The following is a 21,740-nucleotide window of genomic DNA, read 5'->3' on the forward strand; positions in this document are numbered from 1 at the left end:
AGCGGGGCTCGCTGACGGCGGCAGCTGTGTGCGGCGGAGCTGTGTCCGGGAATGGTCTTCCCACGCCCATACCCCCAAGGGTACGGCGGCACGCCTCCTTAGCCCAGATCCCGCCCACATGGTGTGGGGGTTCCAGGGAGCATGCACGAGGGGGCGCCCGTAACGCAATGGTTGCTGCGCTGTACAGGCGGTTTGCACAGGATTCACGTGGCCGGTCTTGCGCCGGGTCCCACCGAACGGCCCCTCGGCACAGTGACCGACCGGTCGAACACGCGTTGAACCCCCTGAGCCACGCCGCAGGGAGACGCCACAGGGAGCACGCGATGACCGGACACCGACCGCCCGCCGAGGAATCCAGCACGGACGTGGTCCGCTGGGCCGCCTTCAGCTGTGTCCTGGTCCCCGTGGTGCTCGTCTGGTACGGCACCTCGCTCGCCGGCGCCACCGGCACCGCCCTCGGACTCGCCGCCGTCACGGCCGTCTGCCGTATCCTCCTGCGCCAGTCGGAGCGGGTCGCGGCCCGCCTGCACGCCGAGGAACGGGCGCCCCACCGCGGCCACCGTCACAGGAGCGGCGGCGGGTCCCGTCGAGGCGGTCGTCACACCGGCGGAAGCACACCGGTCGGCTGACCGGTTTCCATGCACCGGACCGACTCTTTTCAGCCAACTTCCGCGTTGGCCGCATCCCTTGGCCCGACCACCCCTCAACCCCCGTTCCACCTGCACGGATAGGGTCTCCAGGGCCCCGCGCACCCTACGTGGATTAGCCACTGCCACAAGGCGCACTTCCCTGCACGGCCCACGAGTGCAACGCTTCGTGATCGAATGCTTTACGCCAAGTTGCCAAGTCGACAATGTGCCGGATGACGAACTGGTCACGCCGACACCACGGGACACAGTAGATTCGATCTTGACTGTCTTACGGCGGGGGACTCGTGCAGGACCGAGGGGAAACGTGTTGGAGCGACAAGCCCGACGAGCGAGGAGTGCCGCGACCACCGAGGGGGGCTTAGCAGTATGAGCCACGACTCCACTGCCGCGCCGGAAGCCGCGGCCCGGAAGCTTTCCGGGCGACGCCGCAAGGAGATCGTCGCGGTGCTGCTGTTCAGCGGCGGCCCCATCTTCGAGAGTTCCATACCACTGTCGGTGTTCGGGATCGACCGCCAGGACGCCGGCGTACCCCGTTACCGACTGCTGGTGTGCGGCGGCGAGGAAGGCCCACTGCGGACCACAGGGGGCCTGGAACTCACCGCACCGCATGGCCTGGAAGCGATCTCACGCGCGGGCACGGTCGTCGTGCCGGCCTGGCGCTCGATCACTTCACCGCCGCCGGAGGAGGCACTCGACGCACTGCGCCGGGCGCACGAAGAGGGCGCCCGCATCGTGGGCCTGTGCACCGGCGCGTTCGTGCTGGCCGCGGCGGGCCTGCTGGACGGCCGCCCCGCGACGACGCACTGGATGTACGCGCCGACGCTGGCCAAGCGCTACCCGTCGGTGCACGTGGATCCACGAGAGCTCTTCGTGGACGACGGCGACGTACTGACCTCGGCCGGTACCGCGGCCGGAATCGACCTCTGTCTCCACATCGTGCGGACGGACCACGGCAACGAGGCGGCCGGCGCGCTGGCCCGCCGCCTAGTGGTACCGCCGCGCCGCTCGGGCGGTCAGGAGCGCTACCTCGACAGGTCTTTACCAGAGGAGATCGGCGCCGACCCGCTCGCCGAGGTCGTCGCCTGGGCGCTGGAGCACCTCCACGAGCAGTTCGACGTGGAGACGCTGGCCGCGCGCGCGTACATGAGCCGCCGTACCTTCGACCGCCGGTTCCGTTCGCTCACGGGAAGCGCGCCGTTGCAGTGGCTGATCACACAGCGGGTGCTCCAGGCCCAGCGGCTGCTGGAGACGTCGGACTACTCGGTGGACGAGGTCGCCGGACGCTGCGGCTTCCGCTCGCCGGTGGCGCTGCGCGGGCACTTCCGGCGGCAGCTGGGCTCGTCCCCGGCCGCCTACCGGGCCGCGTACCGGGCACGCCGCCCGCAGGGTGACAAGCCGCTGGACGGCGACGGTCCGGTGCCCGGTGCGCCGGGGCCCGCCCCCAGCCCGCCCGTGCAGCTGCACCCGGAGAGCGGCCCGGTGCCGCTCCAGACCCGCCGCACCCCGGCCCCCGTGGGCCTGCCGTCCGACAACGGCCGCGAGCTGTACGTCGGCGGCCGGGTGGGTCTTCCGGGACAGCGCAGCGGAGCGTGATCTCTCGGCGCCGGACGGGCACTTCCAGCCCGTCCGGCGTCTGAGGCCCAGGCTCCTTCGGGGCCGACGCGGGGATACCGGGGGGCGGCAGCCCCCTGTTGCGCCGACCCCGGTACCGGGGCACCCCAAAGCCGGACGTCAGCCGTAGGGTGTTCGCATGAACGATCGCATGGTGTGGATCGACTGCGAGATGACCGGCCTCTCGCTGTCCGACGACGCGCTCATCGAGGTGGCCGCCCTCGTCACCGACTCCGAGCTCAATGTGCTCGGCGACGGTGTGGACATCGTCATCCGCCCGCCGGACCGGGCGCTGGAGACGATGCCGGAGGTGGTGCGTCAGATGCACACCGCGTCCGGACTGCTCACCGAGCTGTCCGGCGGCACCACCCTCGCCGACGCCGAGGAGCAGGTCCTCTCCTACATCCGCGAGCACGTCAAGGAACCCGGCAAGGCACCGCTGTGCGGCAACTCCGTGGGCACCGACCGCGGATTCCTCGCCCGGGACATGACGGACCTGGAGGGCTACCTCCACTACCGGATCGTGGACGTCAGCTCCGTCAAGGAACTGGCCCGCCGCTGGTACCCCCGGGCGTACTTCAACAGCCCGGAGAAGAACGGCAACCACCGCGCCCTCGCCGACATCCGCGAGTCGATCGCCGAACTCCGCTACTACCGCGAGGCGATCTTCGTACCCCAGCCGGGACCCGACTCGGACACCGCCAGGTCCATCGCCGCGAAGCACGTCCTGCCTGCACAGTAAAGGCGTGCGCGAGCACCCCTTCGGACCCTGTACACTTTTTCTCGGCCGGTCGGGGAAACCCGAACAGCCGAACATGGTGGGTGTAGCTCAGCTGGTAGAGCACCTGGTTGTGGTCCAGGATGCCGCGGGTTCGAGTCCCGTCACTCACCCCACTCACCTCAGCCGGTGACCTTGGAGACAAGGTCACCGGCTGAGGTCGTTTCATGGGCCGGGCGCCCTGAGGAACGTCCGCGCGACCTTGCGGAAGGCCGCGACCAGACGGCTCCGGTCCTCGGCGCGGGTCGCGAGGACGACATGCGCCGGCTCCACCCCGTGCAGCGGGACCGCGGTGACGTCGGGGCGCAGCGCGCCGGCCCGGGGCAGCGCCGTGATGGCGAGGGCCTGTCCGGAGGCCACGAGTTCGAACTTGTCCTCCAGGGCGTCGGCCAGCGGGCCGCCGGGTGCCGGGCGGCCGTCCGGGCGCGGGTCGATGCGCCAGTACGCGTTCCAGACCGGGTCGGCCACCCGCACCAGCGGCTCGTCGGCGATGTCGTCGAGCGTGACGGACTCCTTGCCCGCGAGGCGGTGGCCGACCGGCAGGACCAGCACCCGGGGCTCGCCGTACAGGACCGTCACCTGCGCCTCGTCGGCCGGGAAGGGCAGCCGGGTCACCAGGGCGTCGACCTTGAGCTCGGACAGGACGGTCGTCCGCTCGCCCCAGTCGATGTGCGCGGTCCTGACGTCGGCGTCCGGGAAGCGGGCCCGCAGTTCGCGCACCGCCGGGGTGACGATGAGGCCCGCCGTGTACCCGACGGTGATCCGGCTCGGCTCGGCGGCCGCCCGGGTGAGGGACGCCGCCTGGGCCGCCGAGCGCAGCAGCGCCTTCGCGCGGGGCAGGAAGACCTCCCCCGCCTCGGTGAGCCCGCTGCCCTGCGGGGTCCGCTCAAGGAGCCGCGCGCCCAGCTGCTGCTCCAGCCGCCGGATCTGCCGGCTCAGCGACGGCTGGGTGATGTGCAGGGCGTCGGCGGCCCGTCCGAAGTGCCGGTGCTCGGCGACGGCCGTGAAGTACCGGACCAGGCGGAGGTCGAGGTCGGTCATGCCCGAAGCGTACGCCCGCCGGTCCGCCGTGATCGCGAGGAAATGGCAGCTGACCTGGTGTGATGCCTGATTCGTATTGCGCGATGCGAAACAGGCTTTGGACCGGGACCGCCCTCCCTTCCCACGATGGAGGTCACTCACCGTCGTCGTGAAACGAAGGACTTCACCATGCGTGTATTCGTCACGGGCGCGACCGGCTTCATCGGTTCCGCCGTCACCCGGGAGCTGCTGGGCGCCGGGCACGAGGTCGTCGGGCTGGCCCGTTCGGACCGGTCGGCCGAGGCGCTGAGGAAGGCCGGGGCGGAGGTGCACCGCGGGGACCTGGACGATCTCGACAGTCTGCGCCGGGGTGCCGAGGGGGCCGACGGGGTCGCCCATCTGGCGTTCATCCACGACTTCACGAACCTGACCGCGTCCGGCGAGGCCGACCTCAGGGCGATCGAGGCCGTGGGCGAGGTGCTGGCGGGCACCGGGAAGCCGCTCGTGGTCAGCTCGGGACTGCTGACGGCGCCGGGGCAGGTCGCCACCGAGGACCAGCCGGCCGACCCGGCCTCCCCCGCCAGGCACCGGCACGCCTCGGAGACCGCCGCGCTCGCGCTGGCCGAGCACGGGGTGCGCGCCGCGGTGCTGCGGCTGCCGCCGAGCGTGCACGGCGAGGGCGACTACGGCTTCGTGCCGATGTTCGTCGCCGCCGCGCGCGAGAAGGGCGCCTCGGGCATGGTCGGCGACGGCTCCAACCGCTGGGCGGCCGTGCACCGGCTCGACGCGGCCCGGCTGTACCGGCTGGCCCTGGAGGCGGCGCCGGCGGGGGTGCGGCTGCACGCGATCGGGGACGAGGGGGTGCCGTTCCGGGAGATCGCCGGGACGATCGGGCGGGGGCTCGGCGTGCCCGTCGTGAGCGTGGCCCCCGAGGAGGCGACGGACCACTTCGGCTGGCTCGGCCGCTTCGCCTCCGTCGACATGCGGGCCTCCGCCGACCTCACCCGCAAGCTGCTGGACTGGTGGCCGGAACACCCCGCACTGATCCCCGACCTGGCGGCGGGCCACTACTTCAGGACGGCCTGACCCCCTCCGCTACGACACCGCCCGCCACGCCACCACCAACTCCCGTACACCGCCGTACCGTTCGGCCGGGTCCGACCGCGTGGCCCGCCCTACGACCGCTAGCTGCGCGGCCGTACCGCGAAAGGCGTCCTCGCCCGGGCCGGCGTCCAGCAGGAGGCGGATGGTGCGGCCGAGGGCGTGGACGGTGGTGCGGATGCCGATCTCGGCGCCGCGCCGCCACTCCTCGGGTGCCATGAAGCGGGTGGAGCCGGGCAGCCGGTCCTCGGCCAGGACGAACGGGCCGGGACGGTACTCGTCGAGGTCGATCAGATGGATCTCGTGGCCGTCGAAGTCGTAGAGGAACGCGCCGTCGTAGAGATCGACGGCGACCTGTCCCGCGGCCTCCACGGCGAGGTGGGCGTCGAGGATGCGGTCCAGGGCGTGGTGGACCCGGGGCAGCGGGAGGGCGCGGAAGCGGGCCCGGGCCGTGCGGTCGTAGAGGATCTCGCCCTCGTGCCACGGCATCACGACGGCCGTACGGCGTCCCCCGACGGCGATCCGGTGCAGCTGGGGCACGATCGCCGGGTGCCGGACCACCCGGTGGAAGTCCCAGGCCCGGTCGAGCGAGCGCTGCCCCCGGCCGGTCACCGCCTCCTTCACGAACCAGCGCTGTCCGTCCGGGAGTTGGATGCCGTGGGCGACACAGCCCGAGTCCTGGTCGCCGAAGGAACGGAACACCTCGCCGACGGTCCGCAGGTACGGCTCGGTCTCGGGGACGGTGTCAACTCCCAGCAGGGGGTGCGCAGTCATGGCCCTCACCGGGGTCGGGTGCGTGGACGCGGGTGATCCTTGTGTTCAACCTCTTGACGCAGCAGGTCAGGACGACGTCCGCCGCACCAGTTCCGTGGCCAGGACCACCTGTCGGCGTTCCAGTCCCCGTGAGACCGCCGGGCGGCGGTCGGCGATCTCCGAGAGGAGGAGGTCGATCATGCGGCGGCCCATCTCCTCGATGGGCTGGCGGACGCTGGTGAGGGGCGGGTCCATGTGGCGGGCTATGGCGGAGTCGTCGTAGCCGATGAGGGCCACGTCGGCGGGGATGGTGCGGCCCTCCTCGCGGAGCACCTGGCGGGCGCCGGCCGCCATGACGTCGGAGCCGGCGAAGACAGCGTCCAGGTCGGGGCGGCGGGCCAGGAGCTTGGTCATCGCGCGGCGCCCGCCCTCCTCGGTGAAGTCACCGGGCTCGATCAGGTGCTCGTCCACCTCGTGGCCCGCGTCGAGCAGGGCGTCGCGGTAGCCGTCGACGCGGCGCTGGGCGCCGTACACGTCGAGGCGGCCGGTGATGTGGGCGATCGTGCGCCGGCCGCCGGACAGCAGGTGCTCCACGGCCGAGCGGCCGCCGCCGTAGTTGTCGGAGTCCACCGACGGGAGCGTCTCCCCCGCCGAGCGCGGACCGCTGATCACCGCCGGGATCTCCAGCTGGGCCAGCAGGTCGGGCAGCGGGTCGTCCGCGTGGACCGAGACCAGGAGCACGCCGTCCACGCGGTGCGCGGCGAGGTACTGGGCCAGCCGACGGCGTTCGCGGTCGCTACCCGCGAAGATCAGCAGGAGCTGCATCTCGGTCTCCGAGAGCTCCGCGCCGACGCCCTTGAGCATGTCCGAGAAGTACGGCTCGGCGAAGAAGCGGGTCTCCGGCTCGGGGACGACCAGGGCGATCGCGTCCGTGCGGTTGGCGGCGAGCGCGCGGGCTGCCGTGTTGGGGACGTAGCCCAGCTCCGCCACCGCCGCCTCGACGGCCGCGCGGGTCGCGTCGCTGACCCGGGGCGATCCGTTGATCACCCGGGAAACGGTCCCTCGCCCGACGCCGGCGCGCGCGGCGACCTCTTCGAGGGTGGGCCGCCCACCGCTCCGGCTCCGCGCTCCGTGGCTTGCCATGGGGCTCCGCCTTCCACCGTTGTCTTGACGCTGGCCTGGAATTTAACAGTCCCGCCTGTTCCAGTGGCTGTCGCGGGGGCTGCCGCCCCCCAGACCCCCGCTTCGGCCCGCAGGGCCTCGTCCACAAAGGCCGGGCGGGCTGAAGTCGGTCCAGTTAACGGGCTGATAACTGAACGCATCTCTCCGCGTCGACTCCCTTGACACCCTCGCTCCGACCCGCGAACCTTCAACACATCACAAGTGGGAGCGCTCCCACGGTACCTGACACATAAACATCCCGCACGTTCCCCGCCCGAGCCGCAGCTTGCACGAACGGGCCCAACAACGCAGTTGGCCGGGGGGTCGGCACGTCAGGCAACAGGAGGACGCAATGCGCACGACCATCCGCCGGACCCACCGGCTGTTGGCCCTGGCGGCCGTCGCCGCACTGACCACGGGAGTGCTGGCCGGCTGCGCCGGTGACTCGGACGACGGCGACTCGTCGGGCTCGGGCAACAACGCAGGCAGCGGCAAGACCACACTCACCATCGGCACCTTCGGGGTCTTCGGTTACAAGCAGGCCGGACTCTACGACGAGTACACGAAGCTGCACCCCGACATCACCATCAAGGAGAACGTCACCACCCGGACCGACGTCTACTGGCCGAAGGTGCTCACCCGGTTGCAGGCGGGCTCCGGCACCGACGACATCCAGGCGATCGAGGTCGGCAACATCACGGAGGCCGTGCAGACGCAGGGCTCCAAGTTCGTCGACCTGGGCAAGGACGTCGACAAGTCGCAGTGGCTGGACTGGAAGAACGCCCAGGCCACCACCGCCGACGGCAAGCTCATCGGGCTCGGCACCGACATCGGCCCGATGGCGATCTGCTACCGCAAGGACCTCTTCAAGGCAGCCGGTCTGGAGACCGACCGGACCAAGCTCGCCGCGCAGTGGAAGGGCGACTGGAACAAGTACGTCGCCCTCGGCAAGGAGTACATGAAGAAGGCGCCCAGCGGCACCAAGTTCGTGGACTCGGCCTCCTCCGTCTACAACGCGGTCCTCAACGGCGAGAGCGAGCGCTACTACGACAAGAGCGGCAAGGTCGTCTGGGACAAGTCGGCCGGTGTGAAGAACGCCTGGGACGTCGCGATGTCGGTGGCGACCAGCAACATGTCGGCGAAGCTCAAGCAGTTCGACAAGCCGTGGGACCAGGGCTACGCGAACGCCTCCTTCGCCACCGTCGCCTGTCCCGCCTGGATGATCGGTTACATCCAGGAGAAGTCCGGTGACGCGGGCAAGGGCAAGTGGGACGTGGCCGCCGCGCCGACCGCGGGCAACTGGGGCGGTTCCTTCATCGGCGTGCCGACGGCCGGCAAGCACCAGAAGGAGGCCATCGAGCTCGCGAAGTGGCTGACCGCGCCCGAGCAGCAGGCGAAGGTCTTCGCCAAGCAGGCCAGCTTCCCGTCGACCCCGTCGGCGTACTCCTCCCTGAAGCCGGCCGCCGCCACCACGGAGTTCTTCAGCGACGCGCCGATCACCCAGATCTTCTCCGACTCCGCGAAGACCATCCCGGCGCAGGTCTTCGGCGTCAAGGACCAGCCGATCAACACCGCGCTGACCGACATCGGCATCCTCCAGGTCGAGCAGAAGGGCAAGACCCCGGCCCAGGGCTGGGACGCGGCCACGAACGAGATCAAGGACGTGCTCGGCCAGTGACAAGCCCCAAGCAGGCACTCGCGCATCCCGCGTCGAGCGCCGAGGCCGCGCCCGGCTCCCAGCCGGGCGCGGCCCGGGGCGCTCACGGTCGCGGTACGCCGCCGAAGGGCCCGAGCCCCTGGCGGAGCAAGCTGTACCGCTGGGACATGAAGGCGTCGCCGTACGTCTTCATCGCCCCCTTCTTCGTGATCTTCGGGGCGTTCTCGCTGGTCCCGCTGCTCTACACGGCCTGGTACTCGCTGCACGACGTGCAGCTGTCCTCGCTGGACACCCAGACCTGGGCGGGCCTGGACAACTACCAGAACCTGCTGTCCTCGGACTTCTTCTGGAACGCCCTGAAGAACACCTTCACCATCGGGGTGATCTCGACCGTCCCGCAGCTGATGGCCGCGATCGGCCTGGCGCATCTGCTCAACTACAAGCTGCGCGGCTCGACCGTGTGGCGGGTCGTGATGCTCACCCCGTACGCCACCTCGGTGGCGGCGGCGACCCTCGTCTTCACGCTGCTGTACTCGTGGGACGGCGGCATGGTCAACTGGCTGCTCGACTTCATCGGCATCGACCCGGTCAACTGGCGTGAGTCCGACTGGGGTTCGCAGTTCGCGGTCTCCTCCATCGTGATCTGGCGGTGGACCGGCTACAACGCGCTGATCTACCTCGCCGCGATGCAGGCCATCCCGGCCGACCTGTACGAGTCGGCGGCGATCGACGGCGCCAACCGCTGGCAGCAGTTCATCCACGTCACGGTCCCGCAGCTGCGGCCCACCATCCTGTTCACGGTCGTGGTCTCCACCATCGGCGCGACCCAGCTCTTCGGTGAGCCGCTGCTGTTCGGCGGGGTCAGCGGGTCCAAGGGCGGCTCCGAGCACCAGTACCAGACGCTCGGCCTGTACATGTACGACCAGGGCTGGATCATCGGCAACCTCGGCAAGGCGTCCGCGATCGCCTGGTCGATGTTCCTGATCCTGCTGATCATCGCCGCGATCAACCTGCTGGTCACCCGACGCCTGAGGAAGTCCCAATGACCACCAGCGAACTGACACTCCCTCAGACACGTAAGCGCTCCCGCCGGGTGACGGGCGCGGGCAAGCAGCTGCACGCCGGCCCGGTCACCTACCTCGTCCTGGCGGTCTTCGCGCTGGTCTCGCTCGCGCCCCTGGTATGGACGGCGATCGCGGCCTCCCGCACCGACCGCAGGCTCGCCCAGACCCCGCCGCCGCTGTGGTTCGGCGGGAACCTGTTCAAGAACATGCAGACCGCGTGGGACGAGGCCGGTCTGGGCACCGCGATGCTCAACAGCGTGATCGTGGCGGGCGCCATCACGATCAGCACGGTGCTGTTCTCCACCCTCGCCGGATTCGCCTTCGCCAAACTGCGGTTCAGGTTCTCCGGCTTCCTGCTGCTGCTCACCATCGGCACCATGATGATCCCGCCGCAGCTGGCGGTCGTCCCGCTGTATCTGTGGATGGCCGACCTCGGCTGGTCCAACCAGCTCCAGACCGTCATCCTGCCCACCCTGGTGACAGCCTTCGGCACCTTCTTCATGCGCCAGTACCTGCTCCAGGCACTGCCCAGCGAGCTGATCGAGGCCGCCCGCGTCGACGGCGCGAGCAGCATCCGGGTGGTGTGGCACGTGGTCTTCCCCGCCGCACGGCCCGCGATGGCCGTGCTCGGCCTGCTGACCTTCGTGTTCGCCTGGAACGACTTCCTGTGGCCGATCATCGCCCTCAACCAGCAGAACCCGACCGTGCAGGTCGCCCTGAACTCACTGGGCACCGGCTACGTCCCCGACCAGGCCGTGATCATGGCGGGCGCGCTCCTGGGCACGCTGCCGCTGCTGATCGCCTTCCTCCTGTTCGGCAAGCAGATCGTCGGCGGCATCATGCAGGGCGCGATCAAGGGCTGAGGTCCCGTCGTACGCCCTCCCTGTCCCGTCGCACGCCTTCCTGTCCCGCCGTCATCTCTCCTGGGGCCGGGCCGGTGCCACCCCGGCCCCCCTCAACTCCCCTCCCCCCTCTACCAGTCGGTCTTTCCACGACCTCCAATGGGAGCGCTTCCATGCCTGAGTCCGAATCGCCGGCGACCCCGGTGACCTTTCCCCCCGCTTTCCTCTGGGGTGCGGCGACCTCCGCGTACCAGATCGAGGGGGCGGTACGGGAGGACGGCCGTACGCCCTCCATCTGGGACACCTTCAGCCACACCCCGGGCAAGACCGCGGGCGGCGAGCACGGTGACATCGCTGTCGACCACTACCACCGCTACCGCGACGACGTGGCCCTCATGGCCGACCTGGGCCTGACCGCCTACCGCTTCTCCATCTCCTGGTCCCGCGTCCAGCCCACCGGCCGCGGCCCCGCCGTCCAACGCGGCCTGGACTTCTACCGGCGCCTGGTCGACGAACTGCTCGCACACGGCATCAAGCCCGCCGTCACCCTCTACCACTGGGACCTGCCGCAGGAGCTGGAGGACGCCGGCGGCTGGCCGGAGCGCGACACGGCCTACCGCTTCGCCGAGTACGCACAACTCGTCGGCGAGGCACTCGGCGACCGGGTGGAGCAGTGGATCACCCTCAACGAACCCTGGTGCGCGGCCTTCCTCGGCTACGCCTCCGGAGTCCACGCCCCCGGCCGCACCGACCCGGCAGCCGCCCTGAAAGCCGCCCATCACCTCAACCTCGCGCACGGCCTGAGCACTTCGGCCCTGCGCGCGGCGATGCCGGCCCGCAACTCGGTGGCACTCAGCCTCAACTCCTCAGTGGTACGGCCCTTCTCACAGGACGCGGCGGACCTCGCCGCGGCGCAGAAGATCGACGACCTCGCCAACGGCGTCTTCCACGGACCGATCCTGCACGGCGCGTATCCCCAGACGCTCCTCGCGGCGACCGAACTGATCACGGACTGGTCGTTCGTCCAGGACGGCGACCTCGCCCTGATCCACCAGCCCATCGACGCCCTGGGCCTCAACTACTACACGCCCACCCTGGTCTCGGCGGCGGACGCGGAAACCAGCGGCCCGCGCGCCGACGGCCACGGCAACAGCAGCCACTCCCCCTGGCCGGGCGCGGACGACGTCACATTCCACCAGACCCCGGGCGAGCGCACCGAGATGGGCTGGACGATCGACCCGACAGGCCTGCACGACCTGATCATGCGCTACAGCCGCGAAGCCCCCGGACTGCCCCTCTACATCACCGAGAACGGCGCGGCCTACGACGACAAGCCCGACCCCGAGGGCCACGTCCACGACCCCGAGCGCATCGCCTACCTCCACGGCCACCTCGCCGCCGTCCGCCGCGCGATCACCGACGGCGCGGACGTACGCGGCTACTACCTGTGGTCCCTCCTCGACAACTTCGAATGGGCCTACGGCTACGAAAAGCGATTCGGCGCGGTCTACGTCGACTACACGACGCTGGAGAGGACACCCAAGTCGAGCGCCCTCTGGTACGGGCGAGCGGCCCGCACCGGGACGCTTCCGGAGGTGCCGGGGGTGCAGTGACCACCGCGGGGCGCGGCAGCCGAGGGGGGTGCCGCGTCCCGGCGGTTCACTTGAGGGTGGCCTTCTGGACTTTCCCTGTGCCGAGGTCTTTGGCGGAGAGGTGGACCAGACCGCTGAGGTCGATCTCGAACGTGACCTCGATCTGCGGGACTCCGCGCGGGACCGCCGGCAGACCGCCCAGCTCCAGCGTCCCGAGCTTCTTGTTGTACGCCGCGATCTCGCGCTCGCCCTGGTAGAGCTGGATCTGCACGGACGGCTGGTTGTCCTCGGCCGTGGTGAAGATCTCCGAACGCTTGGTCGGGATCGTGGTGTTGCGTGCGATGATCTTGGTCATGATGCCGCCCTTGGTCTCGATGCCGAGGGACAGCGGGGTCACGTCGAGGATCAGAAGGTCCGGGACCTCACCCTTGATGATGCCGGCCTGGAGGGCGGCACCCGAGGTGACGATCTCGTCCGGGTTCACGGTCCTGATGGCTCCTCTGCCGGTCAGCTGCTTGACGAGGTCGACGACGGCAGGCATCCGGGTGGCACCGCCGACGAGAATCACCCGGTCGATGTCCGGGCTCCGGATGTCGGCGTCCTTGAGGGCGTTGAGCAGCGGTGCCTTGCAGCGCTCCAGGAGGTCATCGGTCAGCCGCTGGAACTGGGCCCGGGTGAGCTCCTCCTCCAGGTGCAGCGGGCCTTCGGCGGTGGCCACGATGTAGGGCAGGTTGACGCGGGTCTCGGTGGTGCTGGACAGCTCGATCCTGGCCTTCTCGGCAGCCTCGCGCAGGCGCACCTGAGCCAGCCGGTCCCGGTTCAGATCCACACCGTGGTCGGACTTGAACCGCTCGACGAGGTAGTCGACGACGCGCTGGTCCCAGTCGTCACCGCCGAGGTGGGCGTCCCCGCTGGTGGCCTTCATCTCGATGACCCCGTCACCGACTTCCAGCACGGACACGTCGCAGGCGCCGCCGCCGAGGTCGAAGACGAGGATCGTCTCGTCGTCCCGGTCACGACCGTACGCCAGGGCCGCGGCCGTCGGCTCGCTCACCAGCCGCAGGACGTTCAGGCCGGCGAGTTCACCGGCCTCCTTCATCGCCCGGCGCTGGAAGTCGTCGTAGTGGGCGGGAACGGTGAGGACGGCATCGGTGATCTCGTGTCCGAGGTAGACCTCGGCGTCATGCTTCAGCTTCCGGATGATGTGCGCGCAGACCCGCTCCGCGGTGAGGTCCACGCCGTCGATCTGGATCTTCCAGTCGGTGGCCAGGTGGCGCTTCACCGACCAGACGGTCCGGTCCGCCTCGGTGACCGCCGGGCGCCTGGCCGGCTCCCCAACGAGCACCTTGCCGTCCTTCGTGAACGAGACGACGGACGGCGTGGTCCTGGCCCCCTCCGCGTTCACGATCACGGTGGGCTCGCCGCCCTCCAGAACGCTGACGACCGAGTTGCTGACCCCGATGTCGAACCCGACCGCTCTGGCGGTCCGCGTGGCGGGGCGGGGCGTCCGCGCCCGGACCTTCGCCGCCTCTGTCGCCCAGTGGTCCCGGCTCGCCTCCGCCCGCAGGGCCTGTGAAGAGTCCGCGCCGAGCCAGCGGACGAGTTGCTGGCGGATCTCCGCGTAGCCGCGGGCCGCCGCCTTGGGGTCGCCGTCGGCGCCGAGTTGCTCCAGATCGGCGTCGATGAGCCGGCCGACGCTCTCCGCCGTCTCCTGCCGTGCGCCGCCCGGGGGCGGGCGGTAGCCGACGTTGTGGGCCAGCACCAGGTCCTCGACGGTGTCCGTGCCCTGTCTGCGCGGCTCCGGCAGCCCTCTGCTCTTCAGCCCCCGGTACAGGGACCGGTAGACGTGGTCGAGCGTCAGCTCCTCCGGCGCCCGGGGGTCGCCCTCCGACAGGAGCCTGAGCAGCTCGCCGGTGAAGGCGGTGTTCCGCTCCCCGCTCGGCGCCAGGGCGGTCACGCCGCTCGCGGTCGCGGTGAGGGTGAAGGTGCCGGTGATCTGCGTCTGGTCCAGCACCGCCTCGTCGGACGCCATGACGTCGATCGCGCGTCCCGAGAAACAGCAGTCGAGGATGACGACCCGGTTGTGCGCGGGAGAGTCCACGACGGCCTCGCGGACGCCGTCGTAGGGCATGGCGGTATAGCGCAGCAGATCCCGCTGGGTCCTGGCGAGGCCGAGGTAGAGGTTGCCGCGGCTGTCGAGGAGTCCGTGGCCTGCGTAGTAGATGAGCAGGAGGTCCTCGGCCTGCGGCGCGATGGTGCCGAGCCGGCGGCCGAGGTCCGAGGCGGTCTCCGGGTCGCTGATGACCTCCCAGGTCGCCGGGGCGAGCCAGCCGTGCTCGGGCCTGCTCAGCGCGCTCACGATGTCCGTGAGGTTGTTCCGCACGGCGGGCAGGTCGGGAAGGGACGGGTCGGCCGGGTAGTGCGCCGTGCCGATGAGTACGACGCGGGACCTCGGGCCGTCAGGCCGTCTCATCGGAGTCCGTGCCCTGGCGCTCGCCCTGCCGGAGGAAGTCGAGGAGTTCGGTGACCAGGGCGTCGGAGGCTCCGGCACGCTGGACGTCGACCTCGAAGGTCTCGCCGCTCGGCCGGGTCACCTTGAGGCTCACGTCACGGGTGCGGTGCCTGACCCACTCGACGACGGCCCGGGCCAGGACCGTGGCCGCGCCGCCGGTGGAGAGGGCGACGACCAGGGCCTCGGGCAGCCCTCCCATGTCGTCGCCGCGGATCTCCCCCTGCTCCAGCCGGAACCGGCCGCGCAACTCCCGTTCGTGCCGCAGCCATTCGGCAAGTTCCGCCGGCCCGTCCGGCGCCGCGCCGGAACCTTCGATCAGCAGTCTGTACTCCACCCTGCGCCCCCGTACGAAGAGTTGCCCGATCGCACTGTACGAGAGGATCGTCCGGCGGCACACGAAAAGCATCAAGAAGGACGTACGGCCCGGTAGTTCACCCGCGCACCTCCCGGGCGACCACCACGTCACCGGGCGGTACGACGACCGTGCCGCCCGCGGCGGCGACGCCGGTCAGCAGGTTCGTGGCACCCGGTGCGACCTCGACCTCGGCCGCACGGTCACCGTGGTTGACGAGGAAGAGGTAGTCGGCCTCCGCACCCCGCCGCAGCACCGCCTCCACGCCCTCCGGCGTCTTGCGCACCGGCTCCACCCCGGCCTCCGTGCGGATGCGGTCCAGCAGCCCCGCGAGCGTCGACGGGTCCGGGTGGGTGGCCACGTACCAGGCCGTGCCCTCGCCGTAGATGTGCCGGGTCACCGCCGGGGTCCCGGCCAGCGGGCCCGAGGTGTACGACGTGACGGCCTCGGCGCCTTCGAGGCGTACCCGTTCCGACCACAGGGAGGCCGTACCGCCGTCGCTCAGTGCGAGGGACTCACCGGGCAGCAGGGGGAACAGCTCGTCGGTGCGGACGCCGAGGGAGTCACGGAAGGCGCCCGGGTAACCGCCAAGCCGGACATGGCAGTTGGTGTCGACGGCGCCGCTGTGGAAGCCGACGACCAGGGAGCCGCCGGCGGCCGCGAAGCCGGTCAGGTTGGCCGCCGCCGAGTCGTCCACCAGGTACAGGGCGGGGGCCAGGACCAGGCGGTAGGAGGAGAGGTCCGCCGACGGGTGGACGAAGTCGACCGCGACGCCCGAGCGCCAGAGCGGCTCGTACCAGGACCGGACCAGGTCCAGGTAGCGGACCGACTCGCTGGGCTGGGAGGGGAGTTCCAGGGCCCAGCGGGCGTTCCAGTCCCAGACGACGGCGACCGAGGCCGGGTTGGTGGTGCCGCGTACCTCCGCCAGCGCCTTCAGGTCGGCGCCCAGCGCGACCACGTCCCGCCAGATCTGGCTGTCCGTGCCCGCGTGCGGCAGCATCGCCGAGTGCCACTGTTCGGCGCCCGCCTTCGCGGCCCGCCACTGGAAGTAGGCGATGCCGTCGGCGCCCCGGGCGACATGGGCGAGCGCGTTGCGGCGCAACTCCCCTGCCGTCTTGGCCCGGTTGACGGGCTGCCAGTTCACCGCGCCCGTCGAGTGCTCCATCAGCAGCCACGGACCACCGGCCAGCGAACGCACCAGGTCGCCGCTGAGCGCGATGTCGATCTCGGACTCGGGGTCCGTCGACCTCAGGTAGTGGTCGTTGGAGACGACGTCCAACTCCGGTGCCCAGCGCCAGTAGTCGAGCGCGTCGAAGTTGTACATCACCATGAAGTTGGTGGTGGCGGGGATCGAGGGGGCGGCTTCCCGGAGTACGTCCCGCTCGGCCTTGTACAGCGACAGCAGTTCGTCGGAGCAGAAGCGGCGCCAGTCCAGCCGGTGTGTGGGGTTGGGGACGGCTCCGGTGGCGCGGGGCGGGATGATCTCGTCCCAGTCGTGGTACCACTGGCTCCAGAAGGTCGTGCCCCAGGCGTCGTTGAGGGTCGCGAGGTCGCCGTAGCGCTCGCGCAGCCAGCGCCGGAAGGCCGCCGCGCTGACGTCGCAGTAGCACTCGGCGTTGTGGCAGCCGTACTCGTTGTGGATGTGCCACATCACGACGGCCGGGTGGTCGGCGTACCGCTCCCCGAGCACCCGCGCGATGCGGAGCGCTGCCTCGCGGTACTCGGGGCTGGAGGGGCAGAAGGTCTGGCGGCTGCCGTACGACAGTCCCCGGCCGTCCCTGTCGACGGGCAGGGCTTGCGGGTGTGCGCGGAAGAACCAGGCCGGCGGGGCGGCGGTCGGGGTCGCGAGGTCGGCGGCGATGCCGTTCTCGTGGAGCAGGGCGAGGATCTTGTCGAGGCGCGAGAAGTCGTAGGTGCCCTCGCTCGGTTCGAGGAGTGCCCACGCGAAGATGTTGACGCTGACCATGTTCACCCCGGCCTCGCGCATGAGGCGTACGTCCTCGGCCCAGACCTCCTCGGGCCACTGCTCGGGGTTGTAGTCACCGCCGTAGGCGAGGCCCTCGGGGATCATCGGTCGACTCCGCCCAGGAGGCGGCGCGTTGTCTCCACGCCCCACTGGTCGAGCGAGAGCAGGCGGTCGCTGGACGCCATCAGGCCGCCCGTCGCCTCCACATGCGCGGCCCAGCGCTCGCGGGTGTCCACGGCCGGGCGGGCCATCAGGCAGTCGGGGTCGTTGACCCAGAGGCGGCCGTGCTGCCACTGGCGGCCGACGCCGGTGAACTCGGCCGGGTCCTGGCCGGGTTGGCTGTAGTCGTCGGCCTCGGGGCGGCGGTGCGGGCCGGTGTCGGGGCTGACCCGCATCGCGTCGAACAGGCCGATGGACGCCAGCAGGGGCGCACCGCAGCCCAGGAGATACGGCTCCGCGCCGATCGCCTCGCGGATCAGCTCGATGCCGGAGCGGTACGCCGTGAGCGCGTCCGCCGCGGAGTGCCGTACGCCCTCCAGCGCGCCCGCGTAGAGGAAGTCGACCTTGAAGTAGTCGTAGCCCTCGGCCGCCAGCGTCCGGAAGACCGACGCGAGGTACTCCGCGGCCTCCGGGTGGGTGGTGTCCAGGACGCTCAGGTCGTGGCCCCAGTTGCGGCCGGCGTGCAGGAAGCCGCCGTCGAGGTCCTTGACCAGCCAGTCGGGGTGCTCGGCGGCCAGGTCGCTCGCCGGGTCGACCAGGAAGGGGGCCGTCCAGATCCCGGCGCGGCGGCCACGGGCGCGGATCGCGTCGGCGATGCCCGCGCGGGAGCGGAAGCGGCCGGAGAGGGTGAGCCAGTCGCCGAGGGCCTTCTGGTAGCCGTCGTCGATCTGGACCACGTCGATGGGCAGGTCGAGGGTGTCCATCGCACGGATGTTCTCATGGATGTCGTCCTCGGTGACGTTCGTGAAGTACTCGTACCAGGAGCACCAGACGGTGGGTGCCGGACGCGGGGCCTCCACCCCGAGCCCGGCGGCCCACTCGGCCAGCGCCGCCTGGATGTCCGTGCCCGTGAACTCCTTCACCGGGCCGTCGGCGGTGACCTCTGCGGTGCCGCCGAAGCCGGAACCGGAGCCGGAACCGGAGCCAGAGCCGGAAACGGTCAGGCGGATCGACGGAACCTCACGTGTCGGTTCCGGCGCCGCCCACAGCCGTACCGGCGAGCCGTCGCCCGGGTCGAGCGCCAGCAGCCCCTCACCCTGGAAGGTGCCTTCGGGGACGGTGACGCCCGGCCGGTAGCAGACCGTCGCCCAGTTGCCGTTCGTCGGGCGGTACGGCTTGTCGCCGAGGGCGTAGGCGCCGCTGGGGCTCCAGGACTGCCAGCCCTCCTCGTGGACACGGGCGGTGCGCGCGTCCACGGGCACGGAGGCGACCGGGGTGAAGGGGTGGGGCACGGTGGTTCTCTCTCAAGTGGTGGGCGATCAGCCCTTGTTGGCGCCGAGGGTCAGTCCGCTGACGAACTGGCGCTGGAGCACGAAGTACACGATCAGGGTGGGGATCGCGGTGAGCAGGGCGCCCGCGGCGACCAGGTTGGGGTCGGTGAAGTACTGGCCGGAGAGGTTGTTGAGCGCCGAGGTGATCGGCATGTTCTCGCCGGTGGAGATCAGCACGATGGCCCAGAAGAAGTCGTTGTAGATCCAGATCGACAGCAACGTTCCCAGGGCGGCCATGGCGGGTTTGCACAGCGGCAGGACGATCTGCCAGTACATCCGCCACACGGAGGCGCCGTCGACCAGGGCGGCCTCGGTCAGTTCGTGGGGCAGCATCCGCATGTAGTTGGACAGGACGAAGGCGCAGAACCCGGACTGGAACGCCACGTGGATCAGGACCAGGCCGAGTGCGGAGTCGTAGAGCTTGCCGCTCATGGTGATGCCGGGCAGGTCGATGAGCAGGTACAGCCGGTACAGGGGGGTGATGATGACCTGCTGGGGCAGCAGGTTGCCTGCGGTGAAGACGAGGAGCAGGGCGATGTTGAGGCGGAAGTCGAAGCGGCTGACGTAGAACGCGACCATCGAGGAGAGCAGCAGGGTGATCAGGACGGCCGGGACCGCGATGATCAGGGTGTTGACGAAGTAGTGGATCATGTCGGACTGGACGAAGGCGTTCTTGAAGTTGTCGAACGTCAGCTTGTCCGGCCAGGAGACATAGCCCTTGTTGCTGGTCTCGGAGTAGGGCCGCATGGCCGCGAAGATCGCCCACAGCAGCGGGGCGAGCCAGGCCAGCGCGGTGCCGGCGAGGAAGACGTGCAGCAGGACCCGGGCCGGGCGGACGGGCGTGCGCTGTTTGGCGGGTGCGCCGGTGGCGACGGTGGTGCTCACGCTTGCCGCTCCTTCCGGAAGGTCGCGATCAGGTACGGAATGATGACGACGAGGGAGATGACCAGCAGGACCACGGCGATCGCGGAGCCGTAACCGATCCGGCTGGACTCACCGATGATGTTGTTGGTGATCAGGATCGACAGCAGCTCCGTGCCCTGGGCGCCCTTGTTGAAGACGAACACCAGGTCGAAGGCGCGCAGGGCCTCGATGATCGTGACGACCAGGACGACCGTGTTGGTCGGGCGCAGGGTCGGGAAGATGACGTTCTTGAACGTCTGCCACTCGTTGGCGCCGTCCAGCGAGGAGGCCTCGCGCAGCGACGGGTCCACGCCCTTGAGGCCGGCCAGGTAGAGGATCATCATGTAGCCGGTGTGCCGCCAGGACGCGGCGATCAGCACGGCCCACAGGTTCAGGTCCGGGTCGCCGATCCAGTCGATGTAGTGGCCGGGCTTGTTGGCCCCGATGAGGCTGTTGATCAGGCCGGTGTCGGGGTTGTAGACCAGCTGCCACACGAACCCGGTCACCGCCAGGGAGACCACGACCGGCAGGAAGAACGCCGTCTGGTAGACCCGGGAGAAGCGGATGCTCTTGTCCAGCTGCACGGCCAGGAACAGGCCGAACGGCGTGGGGATCAGGATGAGCACGACGAACCAGATGACGTTGTGCTCGACGGCGGGCCAGAACTGCGGGTTGTCGGTGAACAGCTGACGGAAGTTGTCCAGTCCGACCCACTTGATGGAGTCGAAGCCGATGCCGTCCCAGCTGGTGAAGGCCAGCAGGATGGAAGCGAGGGCGGTGACCCAGACCAGGGCCACGTGCAGGACCGTGGGCACGCCGGCCATGAAGCCGAGCGTGATGCGGTCACGGCGGGTCAGCAGGCGCTTGTGGCCCTGCGGGACCCGCTTGGCAGGGGCAGGGCCCGAAGGCGGCTCAGCGGCCGCCTCCGGGCTCTTCGTGTTGGTGTCGGTAGTCATTCAGCCGCTCAGCTCAGGAGGACGCGAAGATCGTCTTCTTCTGGCGTTCGATCGAGGACAGCAGACTGTCGACGCCCTTGGGGTTCTGGAGGAACTTCTGCAGCGAGGGCTGCATCACCGTCGAGGTGAAGTCCGGACGCGAGTCACGGTCCATGAACTGCGTCAGACTCTTCGCACTGCCGATCATCTCGAACGCCTTCTTCTGCAGCGCCGAGTACGAGGCGGTGGAGGCCTTGTTGGAGGCGGCCACCACGCTCGGGTCGCCCTTGAGGTAGAGCTCCTCGGCCGCCGGGCTGCCCAGGTACTCCAGCAGCTTGACGACACCGTCGTGGTTCTTCGGGGACTTGGAGACCATGAAGCCGTCGGTGGGCGCCTCGACGGTGTCCTGCCCGTACGCCGAGTTGATCTCCGGGAAGGCGAAGAAGTCCAGGTCGTCCAGGTCGGCCTTGTTGGTGAACTGCTGCGCCACGAAGGTGCCCAGCAGGTACATGCCGGCCTTCTTCGACACCAGGGTCTGCGCCGCGTCCTGCCAGGTACGGCCCATGAAACCGTCCTGGTGGTAGGGCAGCAGCTCGGCCCAGTGGTCGAAGGCCGCCTTGACCTTGGCGTCGGTCCAGGACGCCTTGCCCGCCATCAGCTCGACATGGAAGTCGTAGCCGTTGAGGCGGAAGTTGATCTGGTCGAAGGTGCCCATCGCCGGCCACGCGTCCTTGTCACCGAACGCGATCGGCACCAGGCCGTCCTTCTTCATCTGCTTGCACAGCGCGACCAGCTGCTCCCACGTGGTGGGGACCTCGTAGCCCTTGGCCGCGAAGACGCTCTTACGGTAGAAGACCGCCCACGGGTACGTGGTCATCGGCACGAAGTAGTACTTGCCGTCCGCGCCCTTGGACAGCTTCTTCATCGCGTCCGGGAAGTTGCCGCCGATCTTCTCCCACACGTCGTCGATCGGCGAAGCGAGGTTCTTGGCCGCGAAGAACTGCATGCGGTAGCCGGCGAACCACTTGAACACGTCGTCCGGCGTGCCCTGGAGGTAGGAGTTGATCTGCTCCTGAAAGGTGTTGTGGTCCTTCGTGTTCACCTTGACGGTGAGGCCGGACTGCTTCTGGAAGGCCGCGTACACATCGGCGTACGCCTTCTTCGGCACGGCGTCCGAGTCGTTGGAGCCGACACTGACGGTCTTGGGGTCCGAGGAACTGCCGCTGCTGCCGCAGGCGCTCAGCAGAGGGATGCCGGCACCGAGCAGGGCGGCGCCGCCCACGCCCTTGAGAACGCCACGGCGGCTCGCGGAGGGGAGGGAGGACGAGAGATCACGCATGTACGGCTCCTGAC

The 21,740-nt window shown here is 69.9% G+C and carries 17 protein-coding genes, 1 tRNA gene and 2 pseudogenes; 9 read left to right on the forward strand and 11 right to left on the reverse strand.

Annotated elements, in window-relative coordinates; genetic code table 11:
• Positions 1 to 323: 323 nt before the first annotated feature.
• The 4 genes from G3I78_RS37440 to G3I78_RS37455 all read left to right on the forward strand — a co-directional run bounded on the left by G3I78_RS37440 (position 324) and on the right by G3I78_RS37455 (position 3,155).
• Complete coding sequence (locus tag G3I78_RS37440) at positions 324 to 629, forward strand: hypothetical protein (RefSeq protein ID WP_164433151.1); 306 nt, start codon at positions 324 to 326, stop codon at positions 627 to 629.
• 387 nt (positions 630 to 1,016) lie between these two features.
• Positions 1,017 to 2,243, forward strand: coding sequence for a helix-turn-helix domain-containing protein (locus G3I78_RS37445; protein ID WP_164433153.1), 1,227 nt, complete (start codon positions 1,017 to 1,019; stop codon positions 2,241 to 2,243).
• 157 nt (positions 2,244 to 2,400) lie between these two features.
• Positions 2,401 to 3,003 (forward strand): oligoribonuclease, encoded by a 603-nt coding sequence (orn, locus tag G3I78_RS37450; protein ID WP_164433155.1) that lies wholly within the window; start codon positions 2,401 to 2,403, stop codon positions 3,001 to 3,003.
• Between the two features lie 76 nt (positions 3,004 to 3,079).
• Positions 3,080 to 3,155 (forward strand) — tRNA-His (locus G3I78_RS37455).
• A 49-nt stretch (positions 3,156 to 3,204) separates the two neighbouring features.
• Here the strand turns inward: G3I78_RS37455 and G3I78_RS37460 are convergent.
• Positions 3,205 to 4,080: a LysR family transcriptional regulator gene (locus G3I78_RS37460; protein ID WP_164433158.1), complete on the reverse strand. Its 876-nt coding sequence runs from the start codon at positions 4,078 to 4,080 to the stop codon at positions 3,205 to 3,207.
• Between the two features lie 168 nt (positions 4,081 to 4,248).
• Between G3I78_RS37460 and G3I78_RS37465 the strand changes: the two genes are divergently transcribed.
• Positions 4,249 to 5,145, forward strand: a complete 897-nt coding sequence (locus tag G3I78_RS37465) for an SDR family oxidoreductase (protein WP_164433160.1) — start codon at positions 4,249 to 4,251, stop codon at positions 5,143 to 5,145.
• A 9-nt stretch (positions 5,146 to 5,154) separates the two neighbouring features.
• Here the strand turns inward: G3I78_RS37465 and G3I78_RS37470 are convergent, their stop codons facing one another.
• Both G3I78_RS37470 and G3I78_RS37475 read right to left on the reverse strand, forming a co-directional pair.
• Complete coding sequence (locus G3I78_RS37470) at positions 5,155 to 5,934, reverse strand: serine/threonine protein kinase (RefSeq protein WP_164433162.1); 780 nt, start codon at positions 5,932 to 5,934, stop codon at positions 5,155 to 5,157.
• Positions 5,935 to 6,000: 66 nt separating this feature from the next.
• Positions 6,001 to 7,056, reverse strand: coding sequence for a LacI family DNA-binding transcriptional regulator (locus tag G3I78_RS37475; protein ID WP_164433164.1), 1,056 nt, complete (start codon positions 7,054 to 7,056; stop codon positions 6,001 to 6,003).
• 370 nt (positions 7,057 to 7,426) lie between these two features.
• Between G3I78_RS37475 and G3I78_RS37480 the strand changes: the two genes are divergently transcribed.
• The 4 genes from G3I78_RS37480 (at position 7,427) to G3I78_RS37495 (ending at position 12,250) form a co-directional block, all read left to right on the forward strand.
• Positions 7,427 to 8,752, forward strand: a complete 1,326-nt coding sequence (locus tag G3I78_RS37480; protein ID WP_164433166.1) for an ABC transporter substrate-binding protein — start codon at positions 7,427 to 7,429, stop codon at positions 8,750 to 8,752.
• Positions 8,749 to 9,777 carry a sugar ABC transporter permease gene (locus G3I78_RS37485; protein WP_164433168.1) on the forward strand — a complete coding sequence of 343 codons (1,029 nt, stop codon included), beginning with the start codon at positions 8,749 to 8,751 and terminating at the stop codon, positions 9,775 to 9,777. Before G3I78_RS37480 ends, G3I78_RS37485 begins: the two co-directional genes overlap by 4 nt.
• Positions 9,774 to 10,658, forward strand: a complete 885-nt coding sequence (locus tag G3I78_RS37490) for a carbohydrate ABC transporter permease (RefSeq protein ID WP_164433170.1) — start codon at positions 9,774 to 9,776, stop codon at positions 10,656 to 10,658. Before G3I78_RS37485 ends, G3I78_RS37490 begins: the two co-directional genes overlap by 4 nt.
• Before the next feature lie 152 nt (positions 10,659 to 10,810).
• Positions 10,811 to 12,250, forward strand: a complete 1,440-nt coding sequence (locus G3I78_RS37495; RefSeq protein WP_164433171.1) for a GH1 family beta-glucosidase — start codon at positions 10,811 to 10,813, stop codon at positions 12,248 to 12,250.
• Between the two features lie 52 nt (positions 12,251 to 12,302).
• Here the strand turns inward: G3I78_RS37495 and dnaK are convergent.
• The 8 genes and pseudogenes from dnaK to G3I78_RS37530 form a co-directional block, all read right to left on the reverse strand.
• Positions 12,303 to 13,712: pseudogene (gene dnaK / locus G3I78_RS37500) on the reverse strand (molecular chaperone DnaK); the annotation flags it as partial.
• Positions 13,713 to 14,060: 348 nt separating this feature from the next.
• Positions 14,061 to 14,702: pseudogene (locus G3I78_RS52380) on the reverse strand (caspase family protein); the annotation flags it as partial.
• A complete protein-coding gene (locus G3I78_RS37505) occupies positions 14,689 to 15,075 on the reverse strand; it encodes a hypothetical protein (protein WP_164433173.1) in 387 nt (128 codons plus the stop codon). The pseudogene G3I78_RS52380 and the gene G3I78_RS37505, both read right to left, overlap by 14 nt.
• Positions 15,076 to 15,172: 97 nt before the next feature.
• Positions 15,173 to 17,164, reverse strand: a complete 1,992-nt coding sequence (locus tag G3I78_RS37510; protein ID WP_164433175.1) for a beta-galactosidase — start codon at positions 17,162 to 17,164, stop codon at positions 15,173 to 15,175.
• Positions 17,161 to 18,510 (reverse strand): glycoside hydrolase family 36 protein, encoded by a 1,350-nt coding sequence (locus G3I78_RS37515; protein WP_164433177.1) that lies wholly within the window; start codon positions 18,508 to 18,510, stop codon positions 17,161 to 17,163. The genes G3I78_RS37510 and G3I78_RS37515 overlap by 4 nt, the downstream gene beginning before the upstream one ends.
• 27 nt (positions 18,511 to 18,537) lie before the next feature.
• Entirely contained in the window at positions 18,538 to 19,434 is an 897-nt protein-coding gene (locus G3I78_RS37520; protein ID WP_164433179.1) for a carbohydrate ABC transporter permease, read from the reverse strand.
• On the reverse strand, positions 19,431 to 20,408 hold the full coding sequence (locus tag G3I78_RS37525; RefSeq protein WP_164433181.1) for a sugar ABC transporter permease: 978 nt from the start codon (positions 20,406 to 20,408) through the stop codon (positions 19,431 to 19,433). Before G3I78_RS37525 ends, G3I78_RS37520 begins: the two co-directional genes overlap by 4 nt.
• A 13-nt stretch (positions 20,409 to 20,421) precedes the next feature.
• On the reverse strand, positions 20,422 to 21,726 hold the full coding sequence (locus G3I78_RS37530; protein WP_164433183.1) for an extracellular solute-binding protein: 1,305 nt from the start codon (positions 21,724 to 21,726) through the stop codon (positions 20,422 to 20,424).
• Positions 21,727 to 21,740: the final 14 nt, after the last annotated feature.

Source organism: Streptomyces sp. SID13726 (assembly GCF_010548375.1).
Classification (GTDB): Bacteria; Actinomycetota; Actinomycetes; order Streptomycetales; family Streptomycetaceae; genus Streptomyces.

Bases quoted from the DNA above. Each gene is read 5' to 3' on its own strand.
- G3I78_RS37440 (WP_164433151.1), top strand. From the start codon at position 324: ATGACCGGACACCGACCGCCCGCCGAGGAATCCAGCACGGACGTGGTC.
- G3I78_RS37445 (WP_164433153.1), top strand. From the start codon at position 1,017: ATGAGCCACGACTCCACTGCCGCGCCGGAAGCCGCGGCCCGGAAGCTT.
- orn (WP_164433155.1), top strand. From the start codon at position 2,401: ATGAACGATCGCATGGTGTGGATCGACTGCGAGATGACCGGCCTCTCG.
- G3I78_RS37460 (WP_164433158.1), bottom strand. From the start codon at position 4,080: ATGACCGACCTCGACCTCCGCCTGGTCCGGTACTTCACGGCCGTCGCC.
- G3I78_RS37465 (WP_164433160.1), top strand. From the start codon at position 4,249: ATGCGTGTATTCGTCACGGGCGCGACCGGCTTCATCGGTTCCGCCGTC.
- G3I78_RS37470 (WP_164433162.1), bottom strand. From the start codon at position 5,934: ATGACTGCGCACCCCCTGCTGGGAGTTGACACCGTCCCCGAGACCGAG.
- G3I78_RS37475 (WP_164433164.1), bottom strand. From the start codon at position 7,056: ATGGCAAGCCACGGAGCGCGGAGCCGGAGCGGTGGGCGGCCCACCCTC.
- G3I78_RS37480 (WP_164433166.1), top strand. From the start codon at position 7,427: ATGCGCACGACCATCCGCCGGACCCACCGGCTGTTGGCCCTGGCGGCC.
- G3I78_RS37490 (WP_164433170.1), top strand. From the start codon at position 9,774: ATGACCACCAGCGAACTGACACTCCCTCAGACACGTAAGCGCTCCCGC.
- G3I78_RS37495 (WP_164433171.1), top strand. From the start codon at position 10,811: ATGCCTGAGTCCGAATCGCCGGCGACCCCGGTGACCTTTCCCCCCGCT.
- G3I78_RS37510 (WP_164433175.1), bottom strand. From the start codon at position 17,164: ATGATCCCCGAGGGCCTCGCCTACGGCGGTGACTACAACCCCGAGCAG.
- G3I78_RS37525 (WP_164433181.1), bottom strand. From the start codon at position 20,408: ATGACTACCGACACCAACACGAAGAGCCCGGAGGCGGCCGCTGAGCCG.
- G3I78_RS37530 (WP_164433183.1), bottom strand. From the start codon at position 21,726: ATGCGTGATCTCTCGTCCTCCCTCCCCTCCGCGAGCCGCCGTGGCGTT.